26 protein-coding genes and 4 pseudogenes are annotated in these 25,655 nt (G+C 41.8%); 19 read left to right on the top strand and 11 right to left on the bottom strand.

Features of this window, described 5'->3' with window-relative positions; translation table 11 throughout:
- The 8 genes and pseudogenes from IQ224_RS09220 to ispF form a co-directional block, all read left to right on the top strand.
- Window positions 1-241: transposase (locus IQ224_RS09220; RefSeq protein WP_194032751.1), on the top strand; the 241-nt coding region annotated here is incomplete at its 5' end.
- A 260-nt stretch (window positions 242-501) separates the two neighbouring features.
- Entirely contained in the window at window positions 502-3,315 is a 2,814-nt protein-coding gene (secA, locus tag IQ224_RS09215; RefSeq protein WP_002743419.1) for a preprotein translocase subunit SecA, read from the top strand.
- Window positions 3,316-3,553: 238 nt separating this feature from the next.
- Window positions 3,554-3,757: a hypothetical protein gene (locus IQ224_RS09210; RefSeq protein WP_002743422.1), complete on the top strand. Its 204-nt coding sequence runs from the start codon at window positions 3,554-3,556 to the stop codon at window positions 3,755-3,757.
- A gap of 175 nt (window positions 3,758-3,932) precedes the next feature.
- Window positions 3,933-4,088, top strand: a pseudogene (locus IQ224_RS09205) (AAA family ATPase); the annotation flags it as partial.
- 197 nt (window positions 4,089-4,285) lie between these two features.
- Window positions 4,286-5,314, top strand: a pseudogene (locus tag IQ224_RS09200) (AAA family ATPase); the annotation flags it as partial.
- A 24-nt stretch (window positions 5,315-5,338) separates the two neighbouring features.
- The gene (locus IQ224_RS09195; RefSeq protein WP_228036153.1) at window positions 5,339-5,665 is read left to right on the top strand and encodes a hypothetical protein; all 327 of its coding nucleotides are present in this window, start codon (window positions 5,339-5,341) and stop codon (window positions 5,663-5,665) included.
- A gap of 39 nt (window positions 5,666-5,704) precedes the next feature.
- Window positions 5,705-6,145: a DUF4276 family protein gene (locus IQ224_RS09190; protein WP_228036152.1), complete on the top strand. Its 441-nt coding sequence runs from the start codon at window positions 5,705-5,707 to the stop codon at window positions 6,143-6,145.
- Between the two features lie 563 nt (window positions 6,146-6,708).
- Window positions 6,709-7,188: a 2-C-methyl-D-erythritol 2,4-cyclodiphosphate synthase gene (gene ispF, locus IQ224_RS09185; RefSeq protein ID WP_002743452.1), complete on the top strand. Its 480-nt coding sequence runs from the start codon at window positions 6,709-6,711 to the stop codon at window positions 7,186-7,188.
- 22 nt (window positions 7,189-7,210) lie between these two features.
- Here ispF and IQ224_RS09180 read toward each other — a convergent pair whose 3' ends face one another.
- On the bottom strand, window positions 7,211-7,429 hold the full coding sequence (locus IQ224_RS09180; protein WP_002743454.1) for a type II toxin-antitoxin system HicA family toxin: 219 nt from the start codon (window positions 7,427-7,429) through the stop codon (window positions 7,211-7,213).
- A 3-nt stretch (window positions 7,430-7,432) separates the two neighbouring features.
- Window positions 7,433-7,687, bottom strand: coding sequence for a type II toxin-antitoxin system HicB family antitoxin (locus tag IQ224_RS09175; RefSeq protein WP_002743455.1), 255 nt, complete (start codon window positions 7,685-7,687; stop codon window positions 7,433-7,435).
- A 305-nt stretch (window positions 7,688-7,992) separates the two neighbouring features.
- On the opposite strand from IQ224_RS09175, the gene argS reads away from it, so the two are divergent.
- The 4 genes from argS to IQ224_RS09155 all read left to right on the top strand — a co-directional run bounded on the left by argS (window position 7,993) and on the right by IQ224_RS09155 (window position 11,857).
- Entirely contained in the window at window positions 7,993-9,750 is a 1,758-nt protein-coding gene (gene argS, locus IQ224_RS09170) for an arginine--tRNA ligase (RefSeq protein ID WP_194032856.1), read from the top strand.
- 669 nt (window positions 9,751-10,419) lie between these two features.
- On the top strand, window positions 10,420-10,812 hold the full coding sequence (locus tag IQ224_RS09165) for a Mo-dependent nitrogenase C-terminal domain-containing protein (protein ID WP_036400673.1): 393 nt from the start codon (window positions 10,420-10,422) through the stop codon (window positions 10,810-10,812).
- Window positions 10,813-10,842: 30 nt separating this feature from the next.
- Window positions 10,843-11,601, top strand: coding sequence for a hypothetical protein (locus IQ224_RS09160; RefSeq protein ID WP_002743467.1), 759 nt, complete (start codon window positions 10,843-10,845; stop codon window positions 11,599-11,601).
- A gap of 4 nt (window positions 11,602-11,605) precedes the next feature.
- Window positions 11,606-11,857 carry a hypothetical protein gene (locus IQ224_RS09155; RefSeq protein ID WP_036400676.1) on the top strand — a complete coding sequence of 84 codons (252 nt, stop codon included), beginning with the start codon at window positions 11,606-11,608 and terminating at the stop codon, window positions 11,855-11,857.
- A gap of 42 nt (window positions 11,858-11,899) precedes the next feature.
- On the opposite strand, the gene IQ224_RS09150 is transcribed toward IQ224_RS09155, so the two are convergent.
- The 6 genes and pseudogenes from IQ224_RS09150 to IQ224_RS09125 form a co-directional block, all read right to left on the bottom strand.
- Window positions 11,900-12,307 (bottom strand): hypothetical protein, encoded by a 408-nt coding sequence (locus IQ224_RS09150; RefSeq protein WP_002743475.1) that lies wholly within the window; start codon window positions 12,305-12,307, stop codon window positions 11,900-11,902.
- Window positions 12,307-12,585, bottom strand: a complete 279-nt coding sequence (locus IQ224_RS09145; RefSeq protein ID WP_194032855.1) for a hypothetical protein — start codon at window positions 12,583-12,585, stop codon at window positions 12,307-12,309. Before IQ224_RS09145 ends, IQ224_RS09150 begins: the two co-directional genes overlap by 1 nt.
- Window positions 12,586-12,669: 84 nt before the next feature.
- A pseudogene (locus IQ224_RS09140) lies at window positions 12,670-14,445 on the bottom strand (chromosome segregation protein SMC); the annotation flags it as partial.
- 9 nt (window positions 14,446-14,454) lie between these two features.
- Complete coding sequence (locus tag IQ224_RS09135) at window positions 14,455-14,622, bottom strand: hypothetical protein (RefSeq protein WP_194032854.1); 168 nt, start codon at window positions 14,620-14,622, stop codon at window positions 14,455-14,457.
- A gap of 95 nt (window positions 14,623-14,717) precedes the next feature.
- Window positions 14,718-15,110, bottom strand: a complete 393-nt coding sequence (locus IQ224_RS09130) for a helicase-related protein (RefSeq protein WP_194032857.1) — start codon at window positions 15,108-15,110, stop codon at window positions 14,718-14,720.
- Window positions 15,111-15,211: 101 nt separating this feature from the next.
- Window positions 15,212-15,538 (bottom strand): hypothetical protein, encoded by a 327-nt coding sequence (locus tag IQ224_RS09125; protein ID WP_108935832.1) that lies wholly within the window; start codon window positions 15,536-15,538, stop codon window positions 15,212-15,214.
- A gap of 128 nt (window positions 15,539-15,666) precedes the next feature.
- On the opposite strand from IQ224_RS09125, the gene IQ224_RS09120 reads away from it, so the two are divergent.
- From IQ224_RS09120 to IQ224_RS09095, 6 genes are all read left to right on the top strand, one after another.
- Complete coding sequence (locus IQ224_RS09120; protein WP_194032853.1) at window positions 15,667-16,368, top strand: 16S rRNA (uracil(1498)-N(3))-methyltransferase; 702 nt, start codon at window positions 15,667-15,669, stop codon at window positions 16,366-16,368.
- A gap of 226 nt (window positions 16,369-16,594) precedes the next feature.
- Window positions 16,595-17,224: a DUF6391 domain-containing protein gene (locus tag IQ224_RS09115; RefSeq protein ID WP_194032852.1), complete on the top strand. Its 630-nt coding sequence runs from the start codon at window positions 16,595-16,597 to the stop codon at window positions 17,222-17,224.
- 75 nt (window positions 17,225-17,299) lie between these two features.
- Window positions 17,300-17,533, top strand: coding sequence for a photosystem I reaction center subunit IV (locus IQ224_RS09110; protein WP_002743487.1), 234 nt, complete (start codon window positions 17,300-17,302; stop codon window positions 17,531-17,533).
- 364 nt (window positions 17,534-17,897) lie between these two features.
- A complete protein-coding gene (locus tag IQ224_RS09105; RefSeq protein WP_194032851.1) occupies window positions 17,898-19,286 on the top strand; it encodes an aspartate aminotransferase family protein in 1,389 nt (462 codons plus the stop codon).
- A 5-nt stretch (window positions 19,287-19,291) separates the two neighbouring features.
- The gene (locus tag IQ224_RS09100; protein WP_194032850.1) at window positions 19,292-20,389 is read left to right on the top strand and encodes a sulfotransferase; all 1,098 of its coding nucleotides are present in this window, start codon (window positions 19,292-19,294) and stop codon (window positions 20,387-20,389) included.
- A gap of 63 nt (window positions 20,390-20,452) precedes the next feature.
- The gene (locus tag IQ224_RS09095; RefSeq protein WP_002743490.1) at window positions 20,453-21,448 is read left to right on the top strand and encodes a lysylphosphatidylglycerol synthase transmembrane domain-containing protein; all 996 of its coding nucleotides are present in this window, start codon (window positions 20,453-20,455) and stop codon (window positions 21,446-21,448) included.
- Window positions 21,449-21,469: 21 nt separating this feature from the next.
- On the opposite strand, the gene kaiC is transcribed toward IQ224_RS09095, so the two are convergent.
- The 3 genes from kaiC to IQ224_RS09080 all read right to left on the bottom strand — a co-directional run bounded on the left by kaiC (window position 21,470) and on the right by IQ224_RS09080 (window position 24,526).
- Complete coding sequence (gene kaiC, locus IQ224_RS09090) at window positions 21,470-23,032, bottom strand: circadian clock protein KaiC (protein ID WP_002743493.1); 1,563 nt, start codon at window positions 23,030-23,032, stop codon at window positions 21,470-21,472.
- Between the two features lie 193 nt (window positions 23,033-23,225).
- Window positions 23,226-23,540 carry a circadian clock protein KaiB gene (gene kaiB, locus IQ224_RS09085; protein ID WP_002733742.1) on the bottom strand — a complete coding sequence of 105 codons (315 nt, stop codon included), beginning with the start codon at window positions 23,538-23,540 and terminating at the stop codon, window positions 23,226-23,228.
- Between the two features lie 56 nt (window positions 23,541-23,596).
- On the bottom strand, window positions 23,597-24,526 hold the full coding sequence (locus IQ224_RS09080) for a circadian clock protein KaiA (RefSeq protein WP_002750903.1): 930 nt from the start codon (window positions 24,524-24,526) through the stop codon (window positions 23,597-23,599).
- 492 nt (window positions 24,527-25,018) lie between these two features.
- On the opposite strand from IQ224_RS09080, the pseudogene IQ224_RS09075 reads away from it, so the two are divergent.
- Window positions 25,019-25,655 (top strand): annotated as a pseudogene (locus IQ224_RS09075) (hybrid sensor histidine kinase/response regulator); the annotation flags it as partial.

Raw genomic sequence — 25,655 nt, 5'->3', positions numbered from 1 at the left:
AGAGGGAATGCTATCCATCTCGGAATGGTTGGCAAAATCCTCCAGTGTTTTTACTAAGAGTTGTCAAACAATCCGAAACTGGTTTGGAGAAATAATTAGTTATTTCGAGCGAAGGACAACGAATGGGGTGGTCGAGGGAATCAACAATAAACTTAAACTAATAAAACGGAGAGGCTATGGCTTTAGAAACTTTCGGAATTTTTGGGTTAGAAGTATGTTATCTTGGCATCTTGTCTGTTGATTTAGCATAAAGAGTAACGAAGAGCCGCTTTCTGTCATGGTTTCACCCTCCTTTGTCGGCAATACTAAGTTTTTTAAGGTTTTAGGGAATCAAAGTAGATGAGCATATTCTTGTCTCTAAGATACCATCTCTAACTTAATTTTTGCCCACTGGCAAGAGTCCCTTTTCACCGATAAATGACTCTCTACTCCCAACCAGAGTGATACAATTGTTAACACCACAGATCAAGAGCCAATCGAAGCGAGAGAATAAAAACTGCTATGTTAAAAGCCCTACTCGGAGATCCCAACGCCCGCAAAATTAAAAAATTTCAGCCCCTCGTCACCGAAATCAACCTGCTGGAAGAAGACATTAAAAACCTGTCCGATGAGGAATTAAGGAGCAAAACCAGCGAATTTAAGGAAAGATTAGACAAAGCGAGAAATTATGAGCAAAGAGAGGATATTCTCGAGGAAATCCTCCCCGAAGCTTTCGCCATTGTCCGGGAAGCGGGAATCCGAGTCTTAGGGATGCGTCACTTTGACGTGCAGTTATTGGGGGGAATGGTACTGCACAAAGGACAAATCGCCGAGATGAAAACCGGGGAAGGAAAAACCCTAGTTGCCACACTCCCCGCTTATTTGAATGGATTGACTGGAAAAGGGGTTCACGTCGTCACCGTCAACGATTATCTCGCCCGTCGTGACGCGGAATGGATGGGGCAGGTACACCGCTTTTTAGGGTTAAGTGTGGGACTAATTCAAGCCGGCATGAGTCCAGAAGAAAGAAAGAAAAATTATGCCTGTGACATCACCTACACCACTAACAGCGAACTCGGCTTTGATTATCTGCGCGATAACATGGCTACAGTGATGGGGGAAGTTGTCCAAAGACCCTTTAACTACTGCGTTATCGACGAAGTGGACTCCATTCTTATCGATGAGGCCAGAACTCCATTAATTATATCAGGACAGATCGATCGACCCACAGAAAAATATATTCTCGCCGCCGAAATCGCCAAGCAATTAGTGCGCCAAGAAGTAGAAGACGGACCGGGAGACTACGAAGTTAACGAAAAAGACCGTAACGTTTTAATGACCGATGAAGGCTTTAAAAGAGCGGAAGAACTATTAGGAGTTACCGATTTATACGACCAAGAAAATCCCTGGGCGCACTATATTTCTAACGCTATTCGTGCCAAAGAACTCCAGAAAAAAGACGTTAACTATATCGTCCGTAGCGGTGAAATTGTTATTGTTGATGAATTCACCGGACGGGTATTACCGGGGCGACGTTGGGGCGATGGTTTACATCAGGCAGTGGAAGCTAAGGAAGGGGTAGAAATTCAACAGGAAACCCAAACCTTAGCCACGATTACCTATCAAAACTTTTTCCTGCTCTATCCGAAATTATCGGGCATGACTGGGACGGCCAAAACCGAAGAAACGGAGCTAGAAAAAGTCTATAACCTGCAAGTAACAATTGTTCCCACTAACCGCGTTTCTCGTCGGCAAGATTTAGCCGATGTGGTCTATAAAAATGAACAGGCAAAATGGAACGCCGTCGCCGAAGAATGTCAACAAATGCACGAACAGGGTCGCCCGGTTTTAGTTGGTACCACCAGTGTGGAAAAATCAGAAGTGCTTTCGCTGTTATTACAAGGAAGAAAGATTCCCCATAACTTACTTAATGCTCGTCCGGAAAACGTGGAAAGGGAATCGGAAATCGTCGCCCAAGCAGGCCGGGCCGGAGCCGTAACCATTGCCACGAACATGGCGGGACGGGGAACCGATATCATCCTCGGTGGTAACTCCGATTATATGGCCCGATTGAAAATTCGCGAGTATTTAATGCCGAAATTAGTTATGCCCGAAGATGACAATCTGGCCTTTAGTTTACCCAGTTTAGGAGAACGCAATCGTCCGCAAGGATTCGCTCCGGATAAAAAGAAAAAAAACTGGCGTGCCTCAGCAGAAATTTTTCCCACCGAGTTACCGAAAGAGGTAGAAAATGCCCTGAAAGAAGCGGTTAAATTTGCCGTTGATACCCACGGAACTCAAAGTTTACCAGAATTAGAAGTGGAAGAAAAAATCGCCATCGCGGCCGAAAAAGCTCCCACGGATGACCCGGTTATTCAAAAGTTACGCGAAGTCTATAAATTAATTCGCAAAAGTTATGAAGATTACACAGGTAAAGAACACGATGAAGTAGTAGAAAGGGGCGGACTGCACGTTATCGGGACGGAACGCCACGAATCCCGCCGTATTGACAATCAATTGCGAGGCCGGGCGGGCAGACAGGGCGACCCCGGTTCTACACGCTTCTTTTTAAGTCTAGAAGACAATTTATTGCGGATTTTTGGGGGCGACCGCGTGGCGGGTTTAATGAATGCCTTCCGGGTGGAAGAAGATATGCCCATTGAGTCGGGAATGTTAACTCGTTCCCTGGAAGGCGCGCAAAGAAAAGTGGAAACCTTCTATTATGATGCCCGGAAACAGGTGTTTGAATACGACGAGGTGATGAATAATCAACGGCGCGCTATTTATGCCGAACGTCGTCGGGTTTTGGAGGGGATGGACCTAAAAGAACAGGTGCTGCAATACGCCGAAAAAACCATGGATGAAATCGTCATGGCTTATATTAATCCCGAACTGCCGGCAGAAGAATGGGATTTAGAAAAACTGATTAGTAAATCTCAGGAATTTGTCTATCTGTTGGCAGATATTACCGCTAAAGATATCGAGGATATGAGTGTTAATGATATCAAGATGTTCCTACACGAAGAAGTTCGCAAAGCCTACGAAATTAAGGAACGTCAAGTCGATAATATTCGCGCCGGTTTCATGCGCGATGCCGAACGTTATTTTATCCTGCAACAAATCGATATGTTATGGCGCGAACACCTGCAAGCTATGGAAGCTTTACGCGAGTCGATTGGTTTACGCGGTTACGGTCAAAAAGACCCCCTAATTGAGTATAAACAGGAAGGCTACGAGATGTTTTTAGAAATGATGATTGATATCCGTCGTAACGTGGTTTATTCCCTGTTCCAATTCCAACCGCAAGGACAACCCCAAGCAGTGGCTAGTGAGTGAACAGTAAAAATTAAAGGTTGGTTTAAATTGGGTAGAATTGGCTAAGGCTGATTCTCTCATTTTTTTCTACCGAGAAATCAGTCACCTACAATCCACACTAGGACTAAAATTATCAGTCCGATTACTCCATAGGACAACAACGACCCCAAAGAATTGATGATTTGTATGGGAAAATGAATCAAAACTTGGTAAGTAAAATCCGTAACTGCCAGCAAGGCAGTGAAAAATATAGTCACAAGTGTTATCATATTTAATATCTTCTCAATCTGATAGAATAAATGGCTATCCTTTGCGGCAATCGGCAGTGGATAGTCAGAAGTTAGGAGATTATCCCCAAGAAAAAACTCGGAGTGCGGTAGAATCGGGAGAGCGTTGGGTTTCATGCTTCAACCGTTCGGCAAAAGCTCACGGCCGAAGCCCAACCTACGTTCTTGTTAAATAAGATTTAGTATAACTCGATCGCTGTTAAAATTGCGGTAGAATCAGGAGAGCTAATTTGCTATAACCAGTCCAGAAGAGCGAGATTACTAGAAATTGACCAGTTTTTTGCGGGAACTGGGAAAATTAACAGCTAATCTGGGACAAGACGAGCTAAAAGCAGCAGAGAGCAACAATCAATGTCTAAAAACTCTATACCTCGAATCGAAAATCTGCGCGTACAAAATTACCGAGCTTTACAGGACTTAGAATTAAAAAGCATTGCTCCTTTAACCGTTTTTCTCGGTCCTAATGGGAGCGGAAAATCTACCATATTTGATGTCTTTGCTTTCCTCTCTGAATGTTTGGCTCTTCGGTTTGTGTTATGCAATGGACGGGGGTTATAAGGGATGGAACCCCTATGTAGAAAGGCATTTAGCGATTTTTGTCAATTATTTTCGTCTAGAGCGAACTAATCAATTAAATCCCTTGCCAGATAAGGATTTAGTCGATTTATGCCCCCCTATCGAACCATACCAAGTAACGAAGAGCCGAATGTTTTACTGTTGGTTTAAAAAAAGCTTGGGACAAACGGGGAAGATTTAAAGAATTAAGAACCAGAGGACAAGAAGGTTACATCATTATCGAATTAAAATATCGAGAAAAATTTGCATCACCTTTAATTACCTATCATTTGGCTATTAATGAAGCTAACAATCGCCCTTATGTTGCCGAAGAATGGTTACAGTGGAGACAAGGAGCGAGGGGCAAACCTTATCGCTTTTTAAACTTTAAAGAAGGGGAAGGAATAGTGATTAGTGGAGAAAATCCCCAAGAAGAAGATGAACGAATTTATGAACGATTAGACTCCCCAGAATTTTTAGCTGTTAGTACCCTCGGACAATTGGCCAAACATCCCCGGGTTAGTGCTTTGCGTCGTTTTATCACAAGTTGGTATCTTTCCTACTTAACCGCAGATAATACTCGCACTCAACCAGAAGCAGGAGCGCAAGAAAGATTATCGCCAACTGGTGACAATTTACCTAATGTTATTCAATATTTAAAAGAAGATCATCCTCAACGATTAGAATCTATTTTACAAACCCTTTCTCGTCGAATTCCTAGATTAGAAAAAGTCGAAGCATCTATTATGCCGAATGGACAGCTTTTACTTCAAATTAAAGACGCACCTTTTCAAGAGCCAATTCTTTCCAAATTTGCCTCCGATGGCACTTTAAAAATGTTGGCTTATTTAACTATATTATACGATCCAAGCCCTCCGCAAGTACTGGGAATAGAAGAACCAGAAAATCATCTTCATCCCCGTTTATTACCTGAATTAGCAGAAGAATGTCGGGCAGCGACCGCAAGTACACAATTAATGGTAACAACTCATTCTCCCTTTTTTGTAGATGGTTTGAAACCAGATGAGGTTTGGGTACTTTATCGAGATGAAAATGGTTTTACTCAAGCTAAACGTACTTCAGCAATGCAAGGAGTTAAGGAATTTATTCAAAATGGTGCTTTGTTGGGTCAATTATGGATGGAGGACTATTTTGATGTGGGTAATTCTAGCATTTAAGTTTAATAGCAAAGGAGGGAAAAAGTGCATATTGAATTTTTAGTTGAAGAATTTTCTACCCAAGAATGTTTAAATCGAATTTTACCTAAAATATTATTTGAGAATGTCACCTATAAAATTCATGCCTTTCGAGGTAAATCCGATTTAATCAAAAAACTACCGGAGCGATTAAAAGGCTATCAATGCTGGATACCCGATGATTATCGAATCATTATTCTTGTAGATAGAGACAATGAAGATTGGTTCTTCGGTTTGTCTTATGCAATAGACGGGAGTTATAAGGGATGGAACCCTTATAGAGAAAGAAATTGGGCGATTTTTGTCAATTGTTTTTTATCTAAAGCGAACTAATCAATTAAATCCCTTACCAGATAAAGATTTTGTTGATTTATGCCCCCCTATCGAACCATAACAAGTAACGAAGAGCCTGAAGATTGTCAAATGCTCAAAGAAAAGTTAGAAAATATTGCCCAACAAACAGGACTGATCACCAAAACGATTAGTGAAGATAAAAAAACATTTCAGGTGTTAAATAGAATTGCTATAGAAGAACTAGAAGCTTGGTTTTTTGGTGATATTCAGGCTATAGTCTCAGCCTATCCCAAAGTTTCTACTAATGTGGGACAGCAAGCAAAATACAGAAAACCCGATGAAATTACGGGCGGAACTTGGGAAAACTTAGAAAAGATACTTCAAAAAGCTGGGTATCATCGAGGAGGTTTAGAAAAAGTGAAAGCAGCCCGAGAAATTTCTCAATTTATGACTCCTGCTCATAATTGTTCTCCTAGTTTTCAGATTTTTTATCAAGGTTTATTGGCGATGATTAGCTAAGTATATTTAGGAAAGTAAATGATGAAACTGCTAGATCACTGTCAAGGATAAATCGATTTTTAACTGTTGAATAAATTGTTGCATAATTGTTCAAAATTCGGTGTTTAACTATAGCGTTTCCTAAGCTAGTAAGGTACACCTATTTTTCTTCCCTTTTGCATAAGTGCCTAAAACCCATAACTTTTGTACCTTAGCAGACTGAAAAACGCTATAAATCTTATTGAAAAAGAACGTAGGTTGGTTTGAAGCATGAAACCCAACCCTCTCCTGATTCTACCGCAATTTTAACAGCGATCGAGTTATACTAAATCTTATTTAACAAGTATAGAGTGGGAAGTGGGAAGTGGCAAGTGGCAAGTGGGTTTTTAAAGTTGGATTGGCAGTTAATGATACTATCAAAAATCAATTTAGTATAAGCTTTCATTGCACTGCAAAAAACTTCAGCAGAATAGTTCATCCTTCCTAGCTAATTAGCTAATAAGGACAAGTGAGGGAAAATATTTCCCCGTTTCCTGTTCCCTTTTGCGATAAGATAATTAATATAACTTCAAGGAGACTGCTCTATGAATATTCGTATTGGTAACGGCTACGATATCCACCGATTAGTAACAGGAAGACCTTTAATTTTAGGAGGAGTAGAGATTGCCCATACTGTCGGTTTATTGGGTCACAGTGATGCCGATGTCTTAACCCATGCTATTATGGATGCCATGCTGGGTGCGCTTAGTTTAGGCGATATCGGTCATTATTTTCCCCCCACAGACCCACAATGGCAAGGGGCGAATAGTTTAAAATTATTAGAACAAGTTAATCAATTAATTGTCGATAAAGGTTGGCAGATTAATAATATTGATTCGGTAATTGTCGCCGAAAAACCGAAAATGAAACACCACCTTATTGCGATGCGAACCAAGTTAGCAGAAACTCTCAATATTAATCTGGAACAGGTGGGAATTAAAGCCACTACTAACGAACAATTGGGACCGGTAGGACGAGAAGAAGGTATCGCAGTTTATGCCGTGGTTTTATTGGTTAAGGAGTAGGTTAAATGCGGTGTTTTTCCTGCTATTCTCCCAGCCATTCTTCCCTGGTAATACCCGCTTGATTGAGAATGCGTTTTAACAGTCCTACCCCTATTTCACCTTGATGAGGATTGGGGATAATTATCGTTAAATTATCGCGACGCATTTGAGGGTGTTTACCCCCAGCGTAGGGACCGTAAAACCCAAGTTCTCGTAATCTTTGAACTAGATTAAGCCATGATACGGCGGTTAATTTAGGCATATCTTAAATTGAAGACATGGGTTGAGGAAGGAGATTAAGATCTATTCCTGCTAACACTGGAATCGGCAAACCTAAACACAGACGCAAAGCAATCCAATCGCTTAAAGCTTCGCGCAATTCTTGCTGGCAATCTTCTAGATTGGCGTGATTTGCCCAAACTCCCTGAAGGGGTGGAATTTCACCCCAATAAGTGCCATCTTCTTCAATGATTTCGTATCGAGCTAATGCCATCGCTTGATCAATATAACTGGCTAACATGGTTGTACTATTGGTAAAGCTTACTTACTATATTAAAGCAAATGTTTCCCAGCAGCCAGCTGCATTGGATTCGCCTTCAGATTATGATCAGGTAAGATGGTCAATCACCCAAGTTATCTGGATTGTTAATCTCGTTGGCTCGAAACTATAATGAATACACCACAAAAGATGAGCAAAAAGGTCTTGAAAGAATACCATCAATCGGCATCTTCAGTAGCTAATTCGACCCATAATCTGGTCACTGCTAGGAAGCTAATTGATTCCTTCTCAATTTTTGTCTAATCCCTAACTGCTAAATTCTCTCTATGACTGCCATTATCCAACAAATAAAAGAGCGTTTTTCCCAATCCCTAGTTAAATCCTTTGGTGAAAACTTCACTGATACCGATCCTCTAATTGTCGCCGCTAGTAACCCCCGTTTTGGCGATTATCAATGTAATATTTCCCTATCTTTAGCCAAAGAATTAAAACAAAAACCGCGGGAAGTGGCGGCAACTTTACTAAAAAATCTAGAGATAGATGATCTCTGTCAACCCCCCGAAATTGCCGGACCCGGTTTTATCAATCTTACCCTTAAACCCAGTTATCTAGAAACCCAATTAAAAGACCTAATTACTGACAACCGTTTAGGAGTTGCCACTGCTAACCCCAGTCAAAAAATTATTGTCGATTTTTCCAGTCCCAATATTGCCAAAGAAATGCACGTCGGTCACTTGCGATCAACTATAATCGGTGATTGTATTGCTCGGATTTTGGAATTTCGTCATCATCAAGTAATTCGTCTTAATCATGTTGGGGATTGGGGTACTCAATTCGGGATGTTAATCACCTATCTACAAGAAGCTTATCCTAGTGCTTTAACCCAAGCAGATGCTCTCGATTTAGGGGATTTAGTTAGCTTTTATAAAAAGGCTAAAATTCGTTTTGATGAAGACGAGAACTTTAAAGAAACTGCCCGCCAAGCCGTAGTAAAATTACAGTCTGGTGATCCTCAAAGTCGTCAAGCATGGCAGTTACTTTGTCAACAATCACGACGGGAATTTCAGAAAATATATGATATTCTCGATATAAAACTGACCGAAAGAGGGGAATCTTTTTATAATCCCTACCTTGAGACAGTAATCAGAGAATTAGATCAACAGGGATTGCTAACAGAAGACAACGGTGCTTTATGCGTCTTTCTCGATGGTTTTACCAACAAAGAGGGGGATCCTCTGCCCCTAATTGTCAAGAAATCCGACGGCGGTTATAATTACGCTACCACCGATTTAGCGGCAATTTGTTATCGAGTGCGTGAAGATAAGGCCGAAAGAATAATTTATGTTACTGATGCTGGACAAGCTAACCATTTTGCCCAAGTATTTCAGGTGGCTAAAAAAGCGGGATTTTTACCCGATAATGTGGCAGTGGTTCACGTCGCTTTTGGATTAGTTTTAGGGGAAGATGGTAAAAAATTAAAAACTCGTTCCGGGGAGACGGTAAAATTACAAGAATTACTCGATCAAGCGATCGCCTGTTCCCTAGCTGACTTAGAAAAAAGACTGGCAAGCGAGGAAAGAGAAGAAACCGGCGATTTTATCGCTAATACTGCTGAAACTGTCGGTTTAAGTGCCGTTAAATACGCCGATCTCAGCCAAAATCGCAATAGTAACTACGTTTTCAGTTACGACAAAATGCTCAATCTGCAAGGCAACACCGCTCCCTATATGCTGTACGCTTACGCTAGGGTCCAGAGTATCAGTCGCGAAGGTGGTATTAATTTTCAGGATTTAAGTGCCAATTCACCGCTAATTCTCAAGGATGAAAGCGAATTAATTCTGGCTAAACAATTACTGCAACTGCCGGAAGTAATTAGTGCAGTGGAAGAGGATTTATTACCCAATCGTTTATGTGATTATCTTTATGAACTCAGTAAAAAGTATAATCGTTTCTACGAAAATTGTCCCGTTCTAAAAGCAGCAGAACCGATTAAAACCTCCCGCTTAGTTTTGTGTGATTTAACGGCAAGAACCCTAAAATTAGGCTTATCTCTCCTGGGAATCCCCGTTTTGGAAAGAATGTAAATCAGTTATCAGTTATCAGTTATCAGTTATCAGTTCACAGCAAAAAACTCCTGGCTCTTCTAGGTTCTGTGTGATAAGTTTAACTTACATAGGATCGATCAATCTTTGTGTCCTTTGTGTCTTTGTGGTTCCTTCCACTCGGTCTCGCGTAGCGAGCGCGTTGCGACCGCCAGCAGGACTGTATCTTAGAATACATTTTGCCCACCAAACCTAAGAGAGCCAACTACCCAATTCATAATTCATAGTTGATAATTCATAATTCCCACACCCCACCCCTTGCATTGCGTATCTTTGACAAAACTGGGTGCTATTTTATACCCAGAAAAAGTGTACTATGCTGACGTGAAAAAACCTGACTTTTTGCTAACCTAGAAATAGCTCTAATCAGAGCCAATATCTTTGGGGGAAGCTTAGAGATTAATCTAGTTAAACTCACTCGTGACGTTGTCTTATTGTCGTCTGTTGCCTATTAGCTTTCAGGTGATGACTCGGAGATCGGGAATTAGTACAAAAGTTCAAATTGCCTCTCCGCAGCCCCAGCGTTACTGTGTAGTCTTAACGAGTAATTTTATCCCAGAGATGTTATTGTTAAAGCGGTCAAATGGCCGAATGTCCTAGGGGATTTTCGGGAAAGAGCATTTGCCCTCTCGTAATCTCAGATAGAACCTTATGAGTCAATCAATTGAAGATAAAGCTATGGCCGATGCTGATGTATCAGATTATACCACAAATAAAATAATTGTCTCTAATTGGATCGCTCCTTGGTCGAAAGGCAATCGGAAAAACCCGTCACCGCAACCAAAATGGGATTTATGGCAACCCCTGCGGCAACGAATTGATCGCCTAGAAATCAATACACCTGCACTAGCTCACAGGATTTGTCGTCTAATTCCGGCTCAATGTCCCTTTGCCCGGAAAATTACCCTATTTAGCTGGACAATTCTAGAGATTCCGCCCCTTTGCAAGCTAAATCCCCTCTACGAAAACCTGATGATGTTAAGATTTCGCGCTCTTTCTTACCTTGCCGATGAATGTGGAGAGGATATCGGTGCTTACTGCTAAAATGGGAGAGTGTCTTTAATCGCCACACCTATGGCCATCATCGCTCTGAAAGCTTGGTATCTGGACAAATACGAACCTATCCGCGAGGTTGTCAAACGTCCCCACGACTTGCGCTTAAGTCGCAATAGTCTCTTAAAATCGGGTTTAAGAGCCGATTTTCTCGATGATAGTCTGACAATACAGGGTTCTGTCTGGTTCCAACGCTATCTAGAAGGGGAAAGGGTGGAATTTTACCTCGAAGGTAGTGGCGGTTACGTCATCTCGAATATTGACCTGATTTCCCAAGAAATTTACTTTACTAAACAGGACCTCAGCACTTGGCTGGATCCCATCATTTATTTTAGCTCCCAAAGCCAATTTAAGGACTCTAGCACCGCTTTAAAAACAGTTTTGACCGAAACCGTCGAAAATCTCAATAAACGCTCCCGTTTGCCCTTAACTATGGAAGAAACGCCTCGAACTGAGGGCAATGTCACCCGGTTGAGTGATAGTCAATTACGCAAAATTCGCAAAAGTTTATTATTTATTGCCGATGCTACGGCGATTAGCCAAAAGGAAACGGAATTACTGCCCAGTCCCCTAGTGGGTGTAGAATTAGGTTATGCGATCGCTTGTAAACAGGGCGGACAAATTCTGCTAACCTATCAAAATCGGGCGGAATTAAAGGGTAAACTAGCTTTTGACCTGCCAAGCTACCAAAAATTAATCTTTTCGGATCTGAGCGAATTGCGTCTCACTTTTCCGCCTTTAATGGCAACTTTATTACAAAAATTCAATCTGATTAGTTAAAAAAATGAGTAGAAAAGCTGACGAGTACGCTGTACATTTGTTCTTGAGCAGTGGACATCGCGAGGAAGTCCGTTTTTTGACTATCCAAGAATTTCAAAAGTGGTACAGTAATGAATTAGTTCCGAAAGCCGATTCCAGGGATTTTATCAATATTCCAATCAGAAATATTCAAGGGGAATATATGGTTTTACGTCCGGCTAGTATCGTTGCTATTCGCGTGGAACCCGTCTTTTTTGGCAGTGTGGAAAGAATCTAATTTGTCGTTATCCCTAAAAAAGATAGTTAGATAGGGAGAATTTCAGAGATTATTGATAATTCTCTCAATATCAGCTTGGATTTGATTGCTGACTTTGCCTTGCCAGCGTTCTTTTAATTCCCTTAATCCCACTTCTGCGTATTGACAGATCTTATCTAAAACTTCTTTGCCGTCACTGGGTTGAGGATAGGAATTCTTTTTACAGATAATATAAATTCCTGCGGTTAGAGCTAAAATAACTTCTGGCTCGATTTGACTAATATTAATTAAATCTTGTCGATTACTCAGATTGATTCCGTAGATACTGAAGTCTTGTTTAATAGCAAAAGCAGCCGCGAATAAATAGGCATCTACCATGCGCTCAAAGGTTTTATTATCTTTTAGTACCTGTAGATAATTTCTGGAAGTTTCCGATGCATAAATCTTCAAACTGGGATCGATTCTCTGCATTAGTAATTCTCCATCACTTCAATCACGGAAGCATCTTCATCGGCAGCCAAACGGTGTATTTTGAACATATCAGTAGTATAGGGGAGCAGCAGATTTAAAAGTGGATCGGGAAGATCGCGATCCGTGGCTAAAATAATTACTTGGGAGTGTAAATTAGGGAGAGAGTTAAGGCTCTTCGTTACTTGGTATGGTTCGATAGGGGGGCATAAATTGACTAAATCCTTATCTGGCAAGAGACTTAATTGATGAGTTCGCTTTAGGTTAAAAACAATTGACAAAAATCGCCAAATGCCTTTCTACATAAGGATTCCATCCCCTATAAACCCAGTCCATTGCATAACACAAACCGAAGAGCCAGAGTTAATAATATTTTTTTGATGTTCTTCGTCTAAATGTCCAAAAGGTGTATCCATAATTAGGGGAACACAGGTATCAGTTATTTGATTTAAACCAGTGATAAAAGCAAAAGCTAAAGCTTCCTTTTCTCCCGCACTTAAGACATCGGGGTTTAGTAATTTTCCCGTGATGGTACGGATTCCTAAAGTGTATTCGGGAGTGATTTCTACTCCTTTATATTCCTCTGGTTTGTTGGTTACTTGTAAATAGCGATCGCTGGTTACTTGATTAATCATTTTTTGGGAATTATCGATATTCCATTCGATTAATTCGTTAGTGGCATTTTTTAAACCTCTGGCCATTTTAACCTGATTAGATAACATCAATGTGGTTTGATTTTCACTAGCTAAAATTTGCACTTGTTTGCGTAAATTTTCTAAGTGCTTTTCTTTGATTTCAATTTCCTTTTGCAAGCGTTCGATCCTTTCTTGGATAACCTTAACTTTTTGTTCCGATTCGCCAACTTTTCGCCAAATCTCATTAGCTGATTCTTGATTGGTTCCCGTGGTTTCCTGTTTTAGCTGTTTAATATGTTGATTAATTTCTTCGATTTCTTCTTCTAAAAGATCTCTTTGTAAAAGCAATTGACTATAATTGCTAAATTTGGCATTATCTCGGATAATTCCCTGTAAATCAATTCTAAGTTGGTCTTTTTCTATTCTGGTGGCGTTGTCCACTTCTAAGGACTCTAGTTCGGCAATTTTTTCAAGGATAAAATCACGAGAACTTTTATCTAAACAACGACCACATAGACAGCTTTCGTCGTCAAGTATTGCTTTTAAAGCTGCTGTAGAATTAGTTTTAGAAGTGCTTTTTAAGCTAGTAACTTGCAAATCGTCAGCCATTTCCTGCACAAAGTTAATCAGCAAAGGTATCGCAGCTTTTTTTAACCAAGAATCAATAGACTTTTGCTGGTTATCTAACTGAGTTTGTAAACCGATACGCTTTTTCTCTAAGTTATGAATTTCCTCTAGCTTTTCTCGTAAACTTTCAATCTGAGCGGCTTTTTCTTGAGTATCATGATGAATAATTATAGCATTTTTTTCCTCATCTTTAGCATTTTTAAGCTGACCTTTTTGAAAGTCAAGAGTTTCTTCTAATTCTCGCAATTGTTGCAGCTTATCTCTAAAAGTCTGACTGGTTCCCTCTGCTTTATTTAAACGGTTTTCTAATTCTTGTAAGGCTTTTTCTGTATCATCGCGCAGATTTCTTAATTCTGGGATACCCAAAACTTTTTCAATTGCTTCTTTTGCTTCTTTAGTTTGAGTTATCTGGGTATATTGTTCGATTTTTGAGCCATCAAAACAGAAAAAATCTCGAATAGATTTAGGAAGCAATGCTTCGATATATTCCCTAGAGTTACTTGCTTTTATGGTTCCATCTTCATAAAATAATGCTTCCTCTACGCTGGGATAAGAAGTGATCCCATTATCTTTTAATTTCGCTGTGCGACTGATAAAGTAATTTTTCTCGTTTCTAGTAAAATTTAATTCTACCCGCATTTCTATTGCTGGTGAAGAATCATCCTTACCTCGATAAAAATAGGTTTTCAGAGTCTCTTTAGGTACAATATCTCCACCATAGAGACACCATAAAATCCCTGTCATCAGAGAAGTTTTACCGTGGCCATTATTACCGAAGATAATCTGAATTTTTCTGTCGGGATGCAGGTTAAAAGTAATATTTTGACTAGGATAACATTTCCAATTAGTTAAGCGAATTTGTTTCAGTCTCAAAGTCATAGAGTTTATTTATTGTGGGGAGTCGGTATATTTTTCGATAAGTTCGACAATTTTAGGTGATAGCCGCCGATTTTGTAGAGTAATTTTTGCTACTTCTAAAGCCATGGCTTCCTTTAGCAGTTGGGGAGGTATATCATGTTTTTGTGCCAGTTCTTCAATTTTAGCAGTTCTGTCCATGGATTTTCTTGGGGGTGGGGAGTGGGGATTGTCAAGTCTTAATGCTTATTTGGCAAGAGATACCTTGATGAGGAGAAATTTTATAACAGATTTGACTAGGTAAGGTCATAGTAACTTAATTCTTGGACTAATCTGTTAATAACTGTAGCTTGATTGCTGGCTGCCCGGGCAAAATCAATAACTCTTTTGATCTCCGATGCAATTAATTTTACCTCACTATCGCCCCAAGGGGTAAGACATCGATTCAAATTGCTTTTTTCTTGGCCACCAGCTGCCGGCATAATTTTGCTGCGACGTTGAATAAATTGACGAGGAGAAGCATCAGCATCGAGGACAATTACCCGACTGACTTGTGTTATATCAACTCCCTCATCGAGACATTTTACTGCCACTAATGCGTCAAGATTTCCCGAAGATAACTGTGATAATAACATAACTCGATCGCTGTCTAAGGAACTAGAGCGAGCGATTCTTTTTCCCTGATGCACCAATCGGGTACTAATCTAAACAAGGTAGATAAAAATCGGCAATGAGATTATGGCGATCACTACGGTATTCTTCTAATAGGTCTAATTGTTGTAGTGGCAATTTAAATTCCTCCTCGATCTCGTTTTAGATCATAAATAACTTTTTCATAACACCAGCTTTTACTGCGTTGGGGATTTCTCAATCTAATACTTAAAAGCAATCGACTCGCTAAAGCTTTATCTCCATTCACGAGGGTTAAAAGTTCTCTTTCTAAGTAGAAAAGTTGCTGCTGACTGATTGGCAAATTTTGACGATTATTTTTAGAAGTAGCTCTTTTCGGTTTAGTGGGGGATAAAGATACGGTATCGACTAACCACCAGATAGCTACAGCTAACCCCAACAACAGCACTCCCATAAAAGAGTATAAAACGATGCCTAGTAAATTCATTAATCAATTCCCGTATTTCTTAATGATCAAGGTTTTAGGCTAATCTACCCTATACAAAAACACCACAAAAGCTAAAATAGATAGCTGACAGTGATTCTGAACATGATAGCAATATAGACTAAACCGCCTTGTATTACCGTCTTCTTCTTGATTTTAACACCCTAGAAAACGGGTTAATTACCTTAACACCCGAACAAAGTCATTATCTTAAAAAAGTTGTTCGTTTAAAATCCCATGACCGTTTTATTGCCCTAAATGGACAAGGACAAGCGTGGTTAGCGGAAATAATTGATAATTCTGCCCATCTTTTAGAAGCGATAAACGAAACTAGCGAACTACCAGTACAAGTGAATTTAATGGTAGCAATTCCCAAAAATGGCTTTGATGATATTGTTCGGGCTGCCACCGAATTAGGAGTTTATCGGATTATCCCGCTGCTGACAGAACGCGGTTTAGTTAATCCTAGTCCTCAAAAAATTGACCGTTGGCGAAAAATTGCCCGAGAAGCTGTAGAACAATCAGAAAGACAGATTATTCCCATAATCGAAGAACCACAACCATTTTTAGCTATCCTTAAGCGGGGAGCTAACCCACAAACAACTTGTTATATTGGTGTTACCCGTAGAACAGTGGCCCCGCTACTTTCTCAATTGCAAACATCAACCGAGATAACCATGGCCATTGGACCGGAAGGGGGATGGACGGAGACAGAAATAGAACAAGCACTCGCTGCTGATTTTGTGCCTGTATCACTGGGAAAACGCATTTTGAGAACAATTACCGCTCCCTTAGTGGCTCTTGCTATCATTAACGCCTATTTAGACAGCTAATTGACTATAGTTTTTATGACCAAGACTAGCAATTGAGATAACTGAAATCCTTTCGCTTCTTACCTAAAGCAAGAACCAGCAGCAGTTCCCTCGTGGTCAGATTTTACCCTTTTTGCCGAAAGAAACCACCTTGGTCAATTCCCATTAAAGACACCGACTGGGATACCGCCTTGCAACCCGATAGCACCCTCACATTCCTCGAAAAAACTCCCCCTAGCGCAACTTTATGACCTCTAGTAGCCCTTCTAACCCCTCTTTTGACTGGTTTAACCCCTCGCCCCAGCAAGACAGCGATTTACTGGCACAAATCGGCTTTATCCCCGGTGTCAAAGAATTTCTCACCCTGCGACAGGTTCACGCCTTGGAACACGCCACCGTCTGGGTATTAAGCGAAATGGCTGCCCGTCGTCAATCGCCTTTTGACCATTCCCCTGCGGATAACGAGGCCCTGGGGGGACTGTCCACCGATAGGGGTTTTTATCTCTACGGACAGATTAATACAAATGAACTACAAATTGCGGCCAAACAGGCACTCCATCGTCTCAAAAATGGCGAGGGGCAATTGGCATTACATCCGCGTTGTGGCACCAATTTATCGGTAACTTTAGCCTTAACCGCCGGCTTAGTCTTAGGAACTCATCTTATCTTCCCCAGGGGTCCGATTTCTCAGTTATTAGGCTTAGGTTTAGCCACCGCCACCGCTTTTCAAATCGGGCCAGATGTGGGAATGTCGGCCCAAAAATACCTGACCACGGCCATTCCCTTTAACTTAACAATCGTTAACATTGCCCCAAAGGCAGACCTATGGGGACGTTCAGGGCATTTCGTCCAAACAGAGTGGCAAGATTTGCAATAAAACTTAAAGTAAAAACCCTTTCGGCAAACTCGCTCTGATTGTAACCTGTTAACTAAACCCTAAAAAAAAACACCTATGCCTGGAATCGAACGCGGAGCCAAAGTTAGAATCAAACGTAAAGAGTCTTACTGGTACAACGATGTGGGAACCGTAGCCAGTGTTGACAAAAGTGGCATCCTCTATCCCGTTATCGTCCGTTTTGACACTGTTAACTACCACGGTTTTAGTGGTAGCGCCGGTGGACTGAATACCAATAACTTCGCTGAAAGTGAATTGGAACTGGTTAAGGCTGCCCCCGCTAAGAAATAAAGCTGACTAAAATTCGGCCTATCTTCACCGACTGACTGACAGGAATTCTCTCTTGTTGGTCGGTTTTTTTAATAGCTATTAGTAATCAGTTATCAGTTATCAGTTTACTGATATTACATTTTGGGCGCATCGCTTGTGCGCCAACCATATAAAAACTGACTAATAAATTATCTAAAAGTCCCTTGAACCTTTAGCCAACAAGAGTTAATTAGTTTAATTATCCTAGGTAAGTTCTTAAATACTTGACAAAACATATCAAATAATTTATAATATTAGATGACCAAAAATCATGATAATGTGCTATCAACATAATCGGGTTTGAGGTGTTTAAAAAATATTTTTTCAGTCATCAAATCTGGAATTTATGAGCATTTTAGAACTGATAGAAAAAAGACTAGAAGAAAACTTTGCCCTCCACGAACAATACCTAAACCCCCAGATGGTTAGGGTACTAAAAACGATCGGCTACGATCGCCACTACGTTAAAGCTGAAGGTCCATACCTATTCGACAATCAGGGGGAAAAGTATCTGGACTTACTGAGTGGTTTTGGTGTTTTCGCTCTCGGACGCAATCACCCCAAGATTGTCCAAGCTTTACAGGAGGTATTGACGGCAGCATTGCCCAATTTAGTCCAATTGGATGCTTCTATCCTAGCGGGATTGCTGGCGGAACGGTTAGCAGCGATCGCACCGACCGGATTAGAAAGAGTTTTCTTTGCTAATTCCGGCACAGAAACCGTCGAGGCCGCCATTAAATTCAGCCGCTACGCCACCGGACGCAGCCAAATTGTTTACTGTCAGGGAGGCTACCACGGGTTAACCATGGGTTCCCTTTCCGCCACCGGCGATCCCCATTATCGTGAGGGATTTGGGCCTTTTGTCGCTGATTTTAAGGAAATTCCCTTCGGTGATCTGGCCGCACTCGAAAAAGCTCTAATTAACCAAGACGTAGCGGCTTTTATTACCGAACCGATCCAAGGTCACGGGGTGAGAATTCCCGAACCGAACTATCTCCCGGCGGCGGCTGCCCTTTGTCGTCGTTATGGCACTCTTTTTGTGGCCGATGAAGTGCAGACCGGTTTGGGCCGGACCGGCAAAACTTGGGCAGTGGAACATTGGGGGGTAGAACCGGACATTTTATGTGTTGCCAAGGCTCTTTCGGGTGGTTTTGTGCCAGTGGGAGCGGTTCTCTGTCGTCGCTGGATCTTCGATCGAGTATTTGATCGCATGGATCGTTCTGTGGTTCACGGTAGCACTTTTGGTAAAAATAATCTGGCCATGGCTGCCGGTATTGCCACTTTACAGGTGATTGAGGAGGAAAAATTAGTCGAGCGATCGGCTGTAATCGGTCAACAAATTATCGCAGAACTACAGCCCCTCGTAGATCAGTACGAATGTTTGCAGGAAGTGCGGGGATTGGGTATGATGATCGCCTTGGAATTTGCCGAGCCGAGCAGTTGGTCACTAAAAGCCGCCTGGAAAATGCTAGAAACCGCCAATAAAGGGCTATTTTCCCAGTTAATCGTTGTTCCCCTCTTTACCCGCCATCAAATCCTCTCCCAGGTTTCCGGCCACGGCATGAATATCATCAAGTTTATCCCCCCCCTCACCCTCTCCGATGAGGATTGCCGTTGGCTTGTCACCGCCGTTAAAGATGTGGTGGCTGAAGCTCACCGCTTCCCAGGGGCCGCTTGGGAATTCGGCAAAACCTTGGCCAGCCAAGCTATCCGCCAAAAAACCGCCAAAAAATAGTTAATATGTCCAGTTTGTTTCATCCCCTCTGCGGTAGTAACCTTAGCACTCTCCTTCGTTTATTTTTGACCAATGGCGGCATCGATCGCCCCAATTTGGTCCCGGCAACCCTGGCGCTGGCAGTTACCCTGGCGCGACTGCCTTTTTCTACCCTAGAACGAATTTTGATGACAGGGTTTTATGAGCGCCGCGTGCAGGTAAAAGCACCCATTTTTATTGTCGGCTATTGGCGCAGTGGCACGACCCATCTACACAATTTACTCGGTCAATCGGAGCATTTTGGCTATATTTCGCCCCTAGCGGTGGGATTACCCTGGGATATCCTCGGTATCGTCCGCTTATTTCAACCGCTGCTAGAATTGGCCCTACCGAGCGATCGCCATGTGGATAACGTCGCCGTTACTCCCAATTCACCCCAAGAAGACTCGATCGCCCTGGCCAGCATGATCCCCCTTTCCTACTACCATGGTTTATACTTTCCCCAACGTTTTCAGTATCATTTCGATCGAGGGGTTTTTTTTCAAGGCTGCAGCGAGAAAGAAATCGCCAATTGGCAACGTTGGCATACTCATCTATTAAAAAAAGTTTCCATCCACCAAAAAGGCAAACAATTACTACTTAAAAACCCCGTTTATACGGCACACATCGCCAGATTACGAGCTATCTGGCCCGATGCTAAATTTATTCATATCTACCGCAATCCCTATCTAGTTTTTCCCTCAACCCGCCACTTTTTTACCCGCATCCTACCAGAACTAGCACTGCAACCCTACGATAATTTATCTATTGATGTCATCGAGCAAGCGATTCTGAAAAGTTATCCCCTAATGCTTAATTCTCTCCTAGGAGATAGTGCCAATTTACCTACCGATAGTTTTGTAGAAATTCGTTTTGAAGATTTAGAAAAAGAACCCCTAACACAAATCGAGAAAATCTACGATCAACTGCAACTTCCCGACTTAAAAATATCTATGCCTCGCTTTGAAAAATATATCAGCAGTCTGCAAGGATATAAAAAAAATAATTATCCCCCAGAACCAAAAGCGATCGAGTTAGTCGAATCCCATTGGCTGCCATTTATTCAACGTTGGAACTATTTCTAGTCATCAGCTTTATCAGTTATCAGTTATTAGTTATCAGTTATAATTCATAACTCATAATTTAATATGAAATATCTTAAATTTATCTTTCTGGGTTTAGGTTTTGTTTTACTAGGGGTAATTTTGCGCCAAACAAATCTGCAAGAAGTTTGGCAACAAATCACCCTAGTCGGTTGGTGGGGAATGACATTAGTGATTATTTTTTACTTCCTAGAATTTCTCACCGATGTTTTTACTTGGCAACTAACTTTTAAAAGTATTCCTATCCAACCTAGATGGACAATTCGCCTATTATTAATTTACATGGTAGGGGCAGCCTTTAATCGAGTGACTCCCTTCGCTTCGTTGGGAGGAGAAGGTTTTAAAGCAGTGATGTTAAAAACTCACTATCAGATTAGCTACAAAGAAACCAGCGCCTCGATTATTTTGACCAAGACGTTAAATACTGCTTCCCTTGTCTTCTTTGCAATTATCGGTTTTTTTCTGCTCCTAGCTTCCCAAAAATTTTCTAATTCTTTTAAAACTTTTACCGGATTAAGTCTCGCTATATTCTCCAGTTGTATTCTGATATTTTTCTTGATTCAGCGATTCCGTTTATCCTCCAGAATAGTTAATCGATTAGGTCATTCTTTTTTAGGCGATCGACTAGCCAAACCTTTAGAAAATCTTCGCAGTGTCGATGATCGTTTAGGAGAATTTTACCGGAATCTGCCCCTATTTAGAAATGGCTTGATCGTCGGTTTTCTCAATTGGCCCCTCGGAGTTTTAGAAATTTATGTTTTAATGCAATTTCTCCAACATCCGATCAGTTTTGCCGATGCTTGGTTATTTGATTCTGTTGCCCAATTGGTACGCGCTGGAACCTTTTTTATTCCCGCTAATATCGGTACTTTAGAAGGTTCTTTAGTGCTGCTGGGTGCTTCCTTAACCGGCAGTCTAGAATTAGGTTTAGCGATTTCTCTAATTCGCCGGGTTAAAGATATTCTCTGGATTATATTAGGTTTATTGATCTGGTGGTTATTTTCCCTAAGACCGACTTTACCCGATCGCTCTTCAAAATAATCTCCATCAGTCAACTCCCGATTATTCATCCTGTAATTTTTCGCGTACATTGCGAACAATCCGCGATAATTCAGTCTTTTCATCGACGCTAATTTTAGTCGGAGAACCACTAATAATCCGCTCGTAATTGCGGAAAGAATCCTTGATATCCGCCCCATCCTGACTGATAGTATATTCACGAATCCCTTTATCGTGCCAAGAACCGCGCATCTTAAAGACGTTAATCGCTCGCGACATTTCGCCACGAATTTCCACATACTGCAACATTAAAATCGTGTCGGTAATCGTAGAAATATGGGATTCGGTGATCGAGTGCGCTCCCATAAATTGGTCGGTGGTATTGGTGAAAAATCCCGTAATTTCCTCCTGTTTGGCGTATCCTGTCACCCCGATCACAAATTGCCGAAAAGCATTATTTGTCACCCCGCGAGCGAGCGCCGATAGAGAATCGATGGCAATGCGGGAGGGTTTAAATTCCGAGATTTCCGACTTAATCATCTGTAAATGGTCTTCCAATCCCGCCGATTCCGGGTAAGAACACAATAATTTTAATAATCCCTTGCGTTCCATCTCCTCAAAATCGATCCCCCAAGAAGAAGCATTTCGGGACAATTGAGCGCGAGATTCTTCATAAGCGAACAAAATCGCCCGCTCACCGCGCCTACAGCCTTCTTCCAGAAATTTACTGACTAAGAGAGTTTTCCCCGTACCTGTTGCTCCCGTGGCCAAAATAATCGAATCCTTGAAAAAACCGCCTCCACACATATCATCAAGGGTTTTTACTCCCGAAGAAATGCGGACATTAGAAGAGCGCTGAGTTAAACGCATCGCACCGAGGGGGAAGATATTAATGCCATCATTGGTGATAGTAAAGGGATATTCCCCCTTCATGTGGGTTGTTCCCCGTAATTTGAGGATTTCTGCGGTTCTGCGTCGCCTTTCTCCCTCTAGCACGTTCCGCATAATTACCACATTATCAGAGACAAATTCCTCTACACCAAAACGGGCCACCGCTCCGTATTCTTCGATACGTTCCGTGGTCATAATTGAAGTCACTTCTAATAATTTTAACCGGGCCACGAGCCGAAAAATTTCTCGCCGCACCACTGATGCCGCTTCGTACTGCTGAAAAACGGCAGTTACAGAGTCAATTGATACCAGTTTGGCTTTATATTTGGTAATTGCGTATTGAATGCGCTCGATCAGGGCCGAAAGATCAAAACTACCCACCACCTCTTGACCTTCCGGATCCGGGGAAGCATCGAGAATAAATAATTTACCCTGGTCAATTAATTCTTCTAAATCCCAACCAAAACTATAGGCATTTTGAATGATATCGGTGGGAGATTCTTCAAAAGTAACAAACAGGCCCGGATAGTCAAAATACTTGATCCCATGGTAGAGAAACTGCACAGCAAGCAGGGTTTTTCCCGTGCCAGAAGTGCCACTAACTAAGGTAGTTCGCCCCATGGGTAAACCACCGTGAGTGATCTCATCAAAACCTTCAATTAGGGTTCTAATTTTGCGAACACCTTTCGGTTTAATCGGTGGGTTTGATTGGCTATTAGAGTTAGATTGAGTCATTATTTATCCAGCGAGTATTTAAAGAGTAGGATTTTTATCTAATTTTTCCACAGAAACATATCAAGCCTGACTAAACACTTTACACTATCTCGATTTCCATTGACTCTTGACTTTCCCCTAGAGGTACTAGATTAAGCCCCGATCATTTCTTCTTCAATCAATATAACCCGTCTAATCAACTATGGACAAAGACCTAGCTATCATTTTCTCGTTCACGAATTTCCTCGTATAGTAAGTCTAAACCGATCAGAACCTTCTCTCGATCGGACAAATCACCGATAATTTTCCGCACTGGGGGAGGGAGGACTTTCGCAAGGGTAGGAGTAGCAAGAATCTTATCTTCCTCCGCTAGTTGTGGGTTTTTCAGCACGTCAATCACCTTGAGCGCATACACTCCCTGAAATTCCTCTTCTAGGATATTTTTCAGGGTTTTTAAGGCACGCACGGAGTTGGGGGTATTGCCGGCGACGTACAGTTTTAAAACATAGGTTTTTTTAAAGACGCTCATAGGTTAAGATCAAAGGGGCTGGGTATAGGAGTTCATTGTTATTTATGGGGGAGATTTTAGTCTATTCCCAATAATAAATCATAAGGGATATCCTCGCGAGGTATGGAACGACGGTACATTTCCCCCAAGTGAGCAAGGATATCAATGAGAGCGAGACGATAATCTAGGAGAATCTCCTCACTTCTGCCTTCTAATTTTAACTGTTGGGAAAATTCATCCATTAACTCCATGTGAATTTCCAGAATTTGCGACACTGAGAGATCGGTAAAAAAGACATTATTAACCAACTCATCGATCGCTTGATTAATCGGATAATCCTGTTGGAAGTAATTTAAAATAATCTCCCGATAATCTCTTCTTAATTCCCGCAGTAATTCTTTTTTTTCCTCCGGGGCAAGATTGCGATAGAATAGCTGCGGGTTGCGTTTGTAGTAAACACCTAAATAGCCGAGTCTTTCTTTTAATTTTTCTGCTAAACGGCGCTGTTGTAGGAGGAGAAAACTGTGATTATTTTCCACGGGATTCGGTTGGTTAACAATCGTAGTACGCTCGGAAAAAGAGCAATTAGGAGCTAAATGGAGAAATCGAGCGATCGCTTGGTCGATGACCGAAGTGATGCTGTCTAATTCCTTGACGGTGATTTGTAATTCGGCACTATGATAGAGACAGGTGGGAGAGTCATTCATCTCAGGAGCGATGTTCTTGTCAGCGACAATGATCACTACTGGCAGTAAAATCCCCCCTTCGTAGAGTTGATTAAAAGTCGGCTGTAGGGAAGGATGAAAGACCACCAGCAAACAATCGATTTTTTCCTTCTCTGCCTCGATATTAGCCAATAGTTCGCTAGAAGAGGACCCCAGGGTTAGATTATAGCGTTCATTAGCCAATAAAGCCGTCAAAGAATTAACCAGCCCCAGAGGTGAACTCACCCCCGTCAAGGGTGAGTCCGTTGGGACAAAAGCATAAATAGTCAGTCTCGGAGGCAACGTTTTCTCACCCGCAAGGTAGATAGAAATTGACAAACAAGTAGGTTAGGCTTTCTCTGTTGAGAAGACAACCCCCTCGCCATCAGCCAGGGGAAGTTAAAAGTTAACTTTGCTTTTTGGCAGTGGGTATCGTAGTTAATTGTAATCAATGGAGCGGTTCTCTAGATGAGCGAGCGTCATAATCAAGATAAATTCAAGTTCTAGGACGACTAATAGTTTGGCCATCAGTTTGTTAATTAGGGCTGGCTGAATAAATCTAAAAACCTTGTTGGATAAGACTTTTAGACCTTTTTGAAATCCAAAAGTGCCGGGGATGGGAGCGATCAGGGGGAAAATTCAGGGACTTTTGCCCTGAAAATTAGGTAATTGACCACCTGAAAATCGGTAAAACCCTATACCCTACACCCTACACCCTGCCCCCACCGAAAAACTTTTTGCCGCAAACCCTAATTATGCCCTAAAGTTACCGCCACCGCCCCTCCAATTATCCCCATGCCTAGCGTTACCCTCAGTCTCCATCACTTTAATCAATCCGTCACTACCTGTGAATTAATTGTTGACAGGGCTAGTCTTTTAGATTTAATTAACATCGGCAATCCAGAAGCGATCGTGGTGGTGGATGAGAGGTATTGTCCCCTAGGACTGATTGAGAGTCAAGCCCTGATTGCTTACCTCCTCTATCAACAACAGTACCCCGAAACCAGAAACCCCTCCCCCAACTGTCTGGATCTGAGCGGTTGGCTGCGTCCGATTATCCCTCTTAACTCGCGCATGGCCGTGAGTGAGTTTCTGGCCACCCTGAGGGGAGAAGCGATCGCAAAAGACCCTATTTTAGTCGATGCTCAGGGCAAACTGTTAGGACGCTTAGACACCGGCAAACTTCTCCAATTTTGTCTCGGGCGCTCGATTCTCGATGATTCTCCCCCGCAGCTCCGCACTAGCGATCGCATCCCCCCCCGCAGCGATCGTCCTCTGGAATTTCTGGAACAATTACCGCTGCCGCTGCTGCTCTACAGCCCAGAAGCAGGGATTTTATACCAAAATCAGGCTTGGTGTCAACAAATCGGGGCAGCTTTCCCCGCTAATATTGATAAATCTCCCTTTGCTTTGGTTAATGACCCCTTAAACC

Source organism: Microcystis sp. LEGE 00066, from assembly GCF_015207925.1.
GTDB classification, from domain to species: domain Bacteria; phylum Cyanobacteriota; class Cyanobacteriia; order Cyanobacteriales; family Microcystaceae; genus Microcystis; species Microcystis ichthyoblabe_A.
This window is presented reverse-complemented; position numbering and strand designations above follow the sequence as displayed.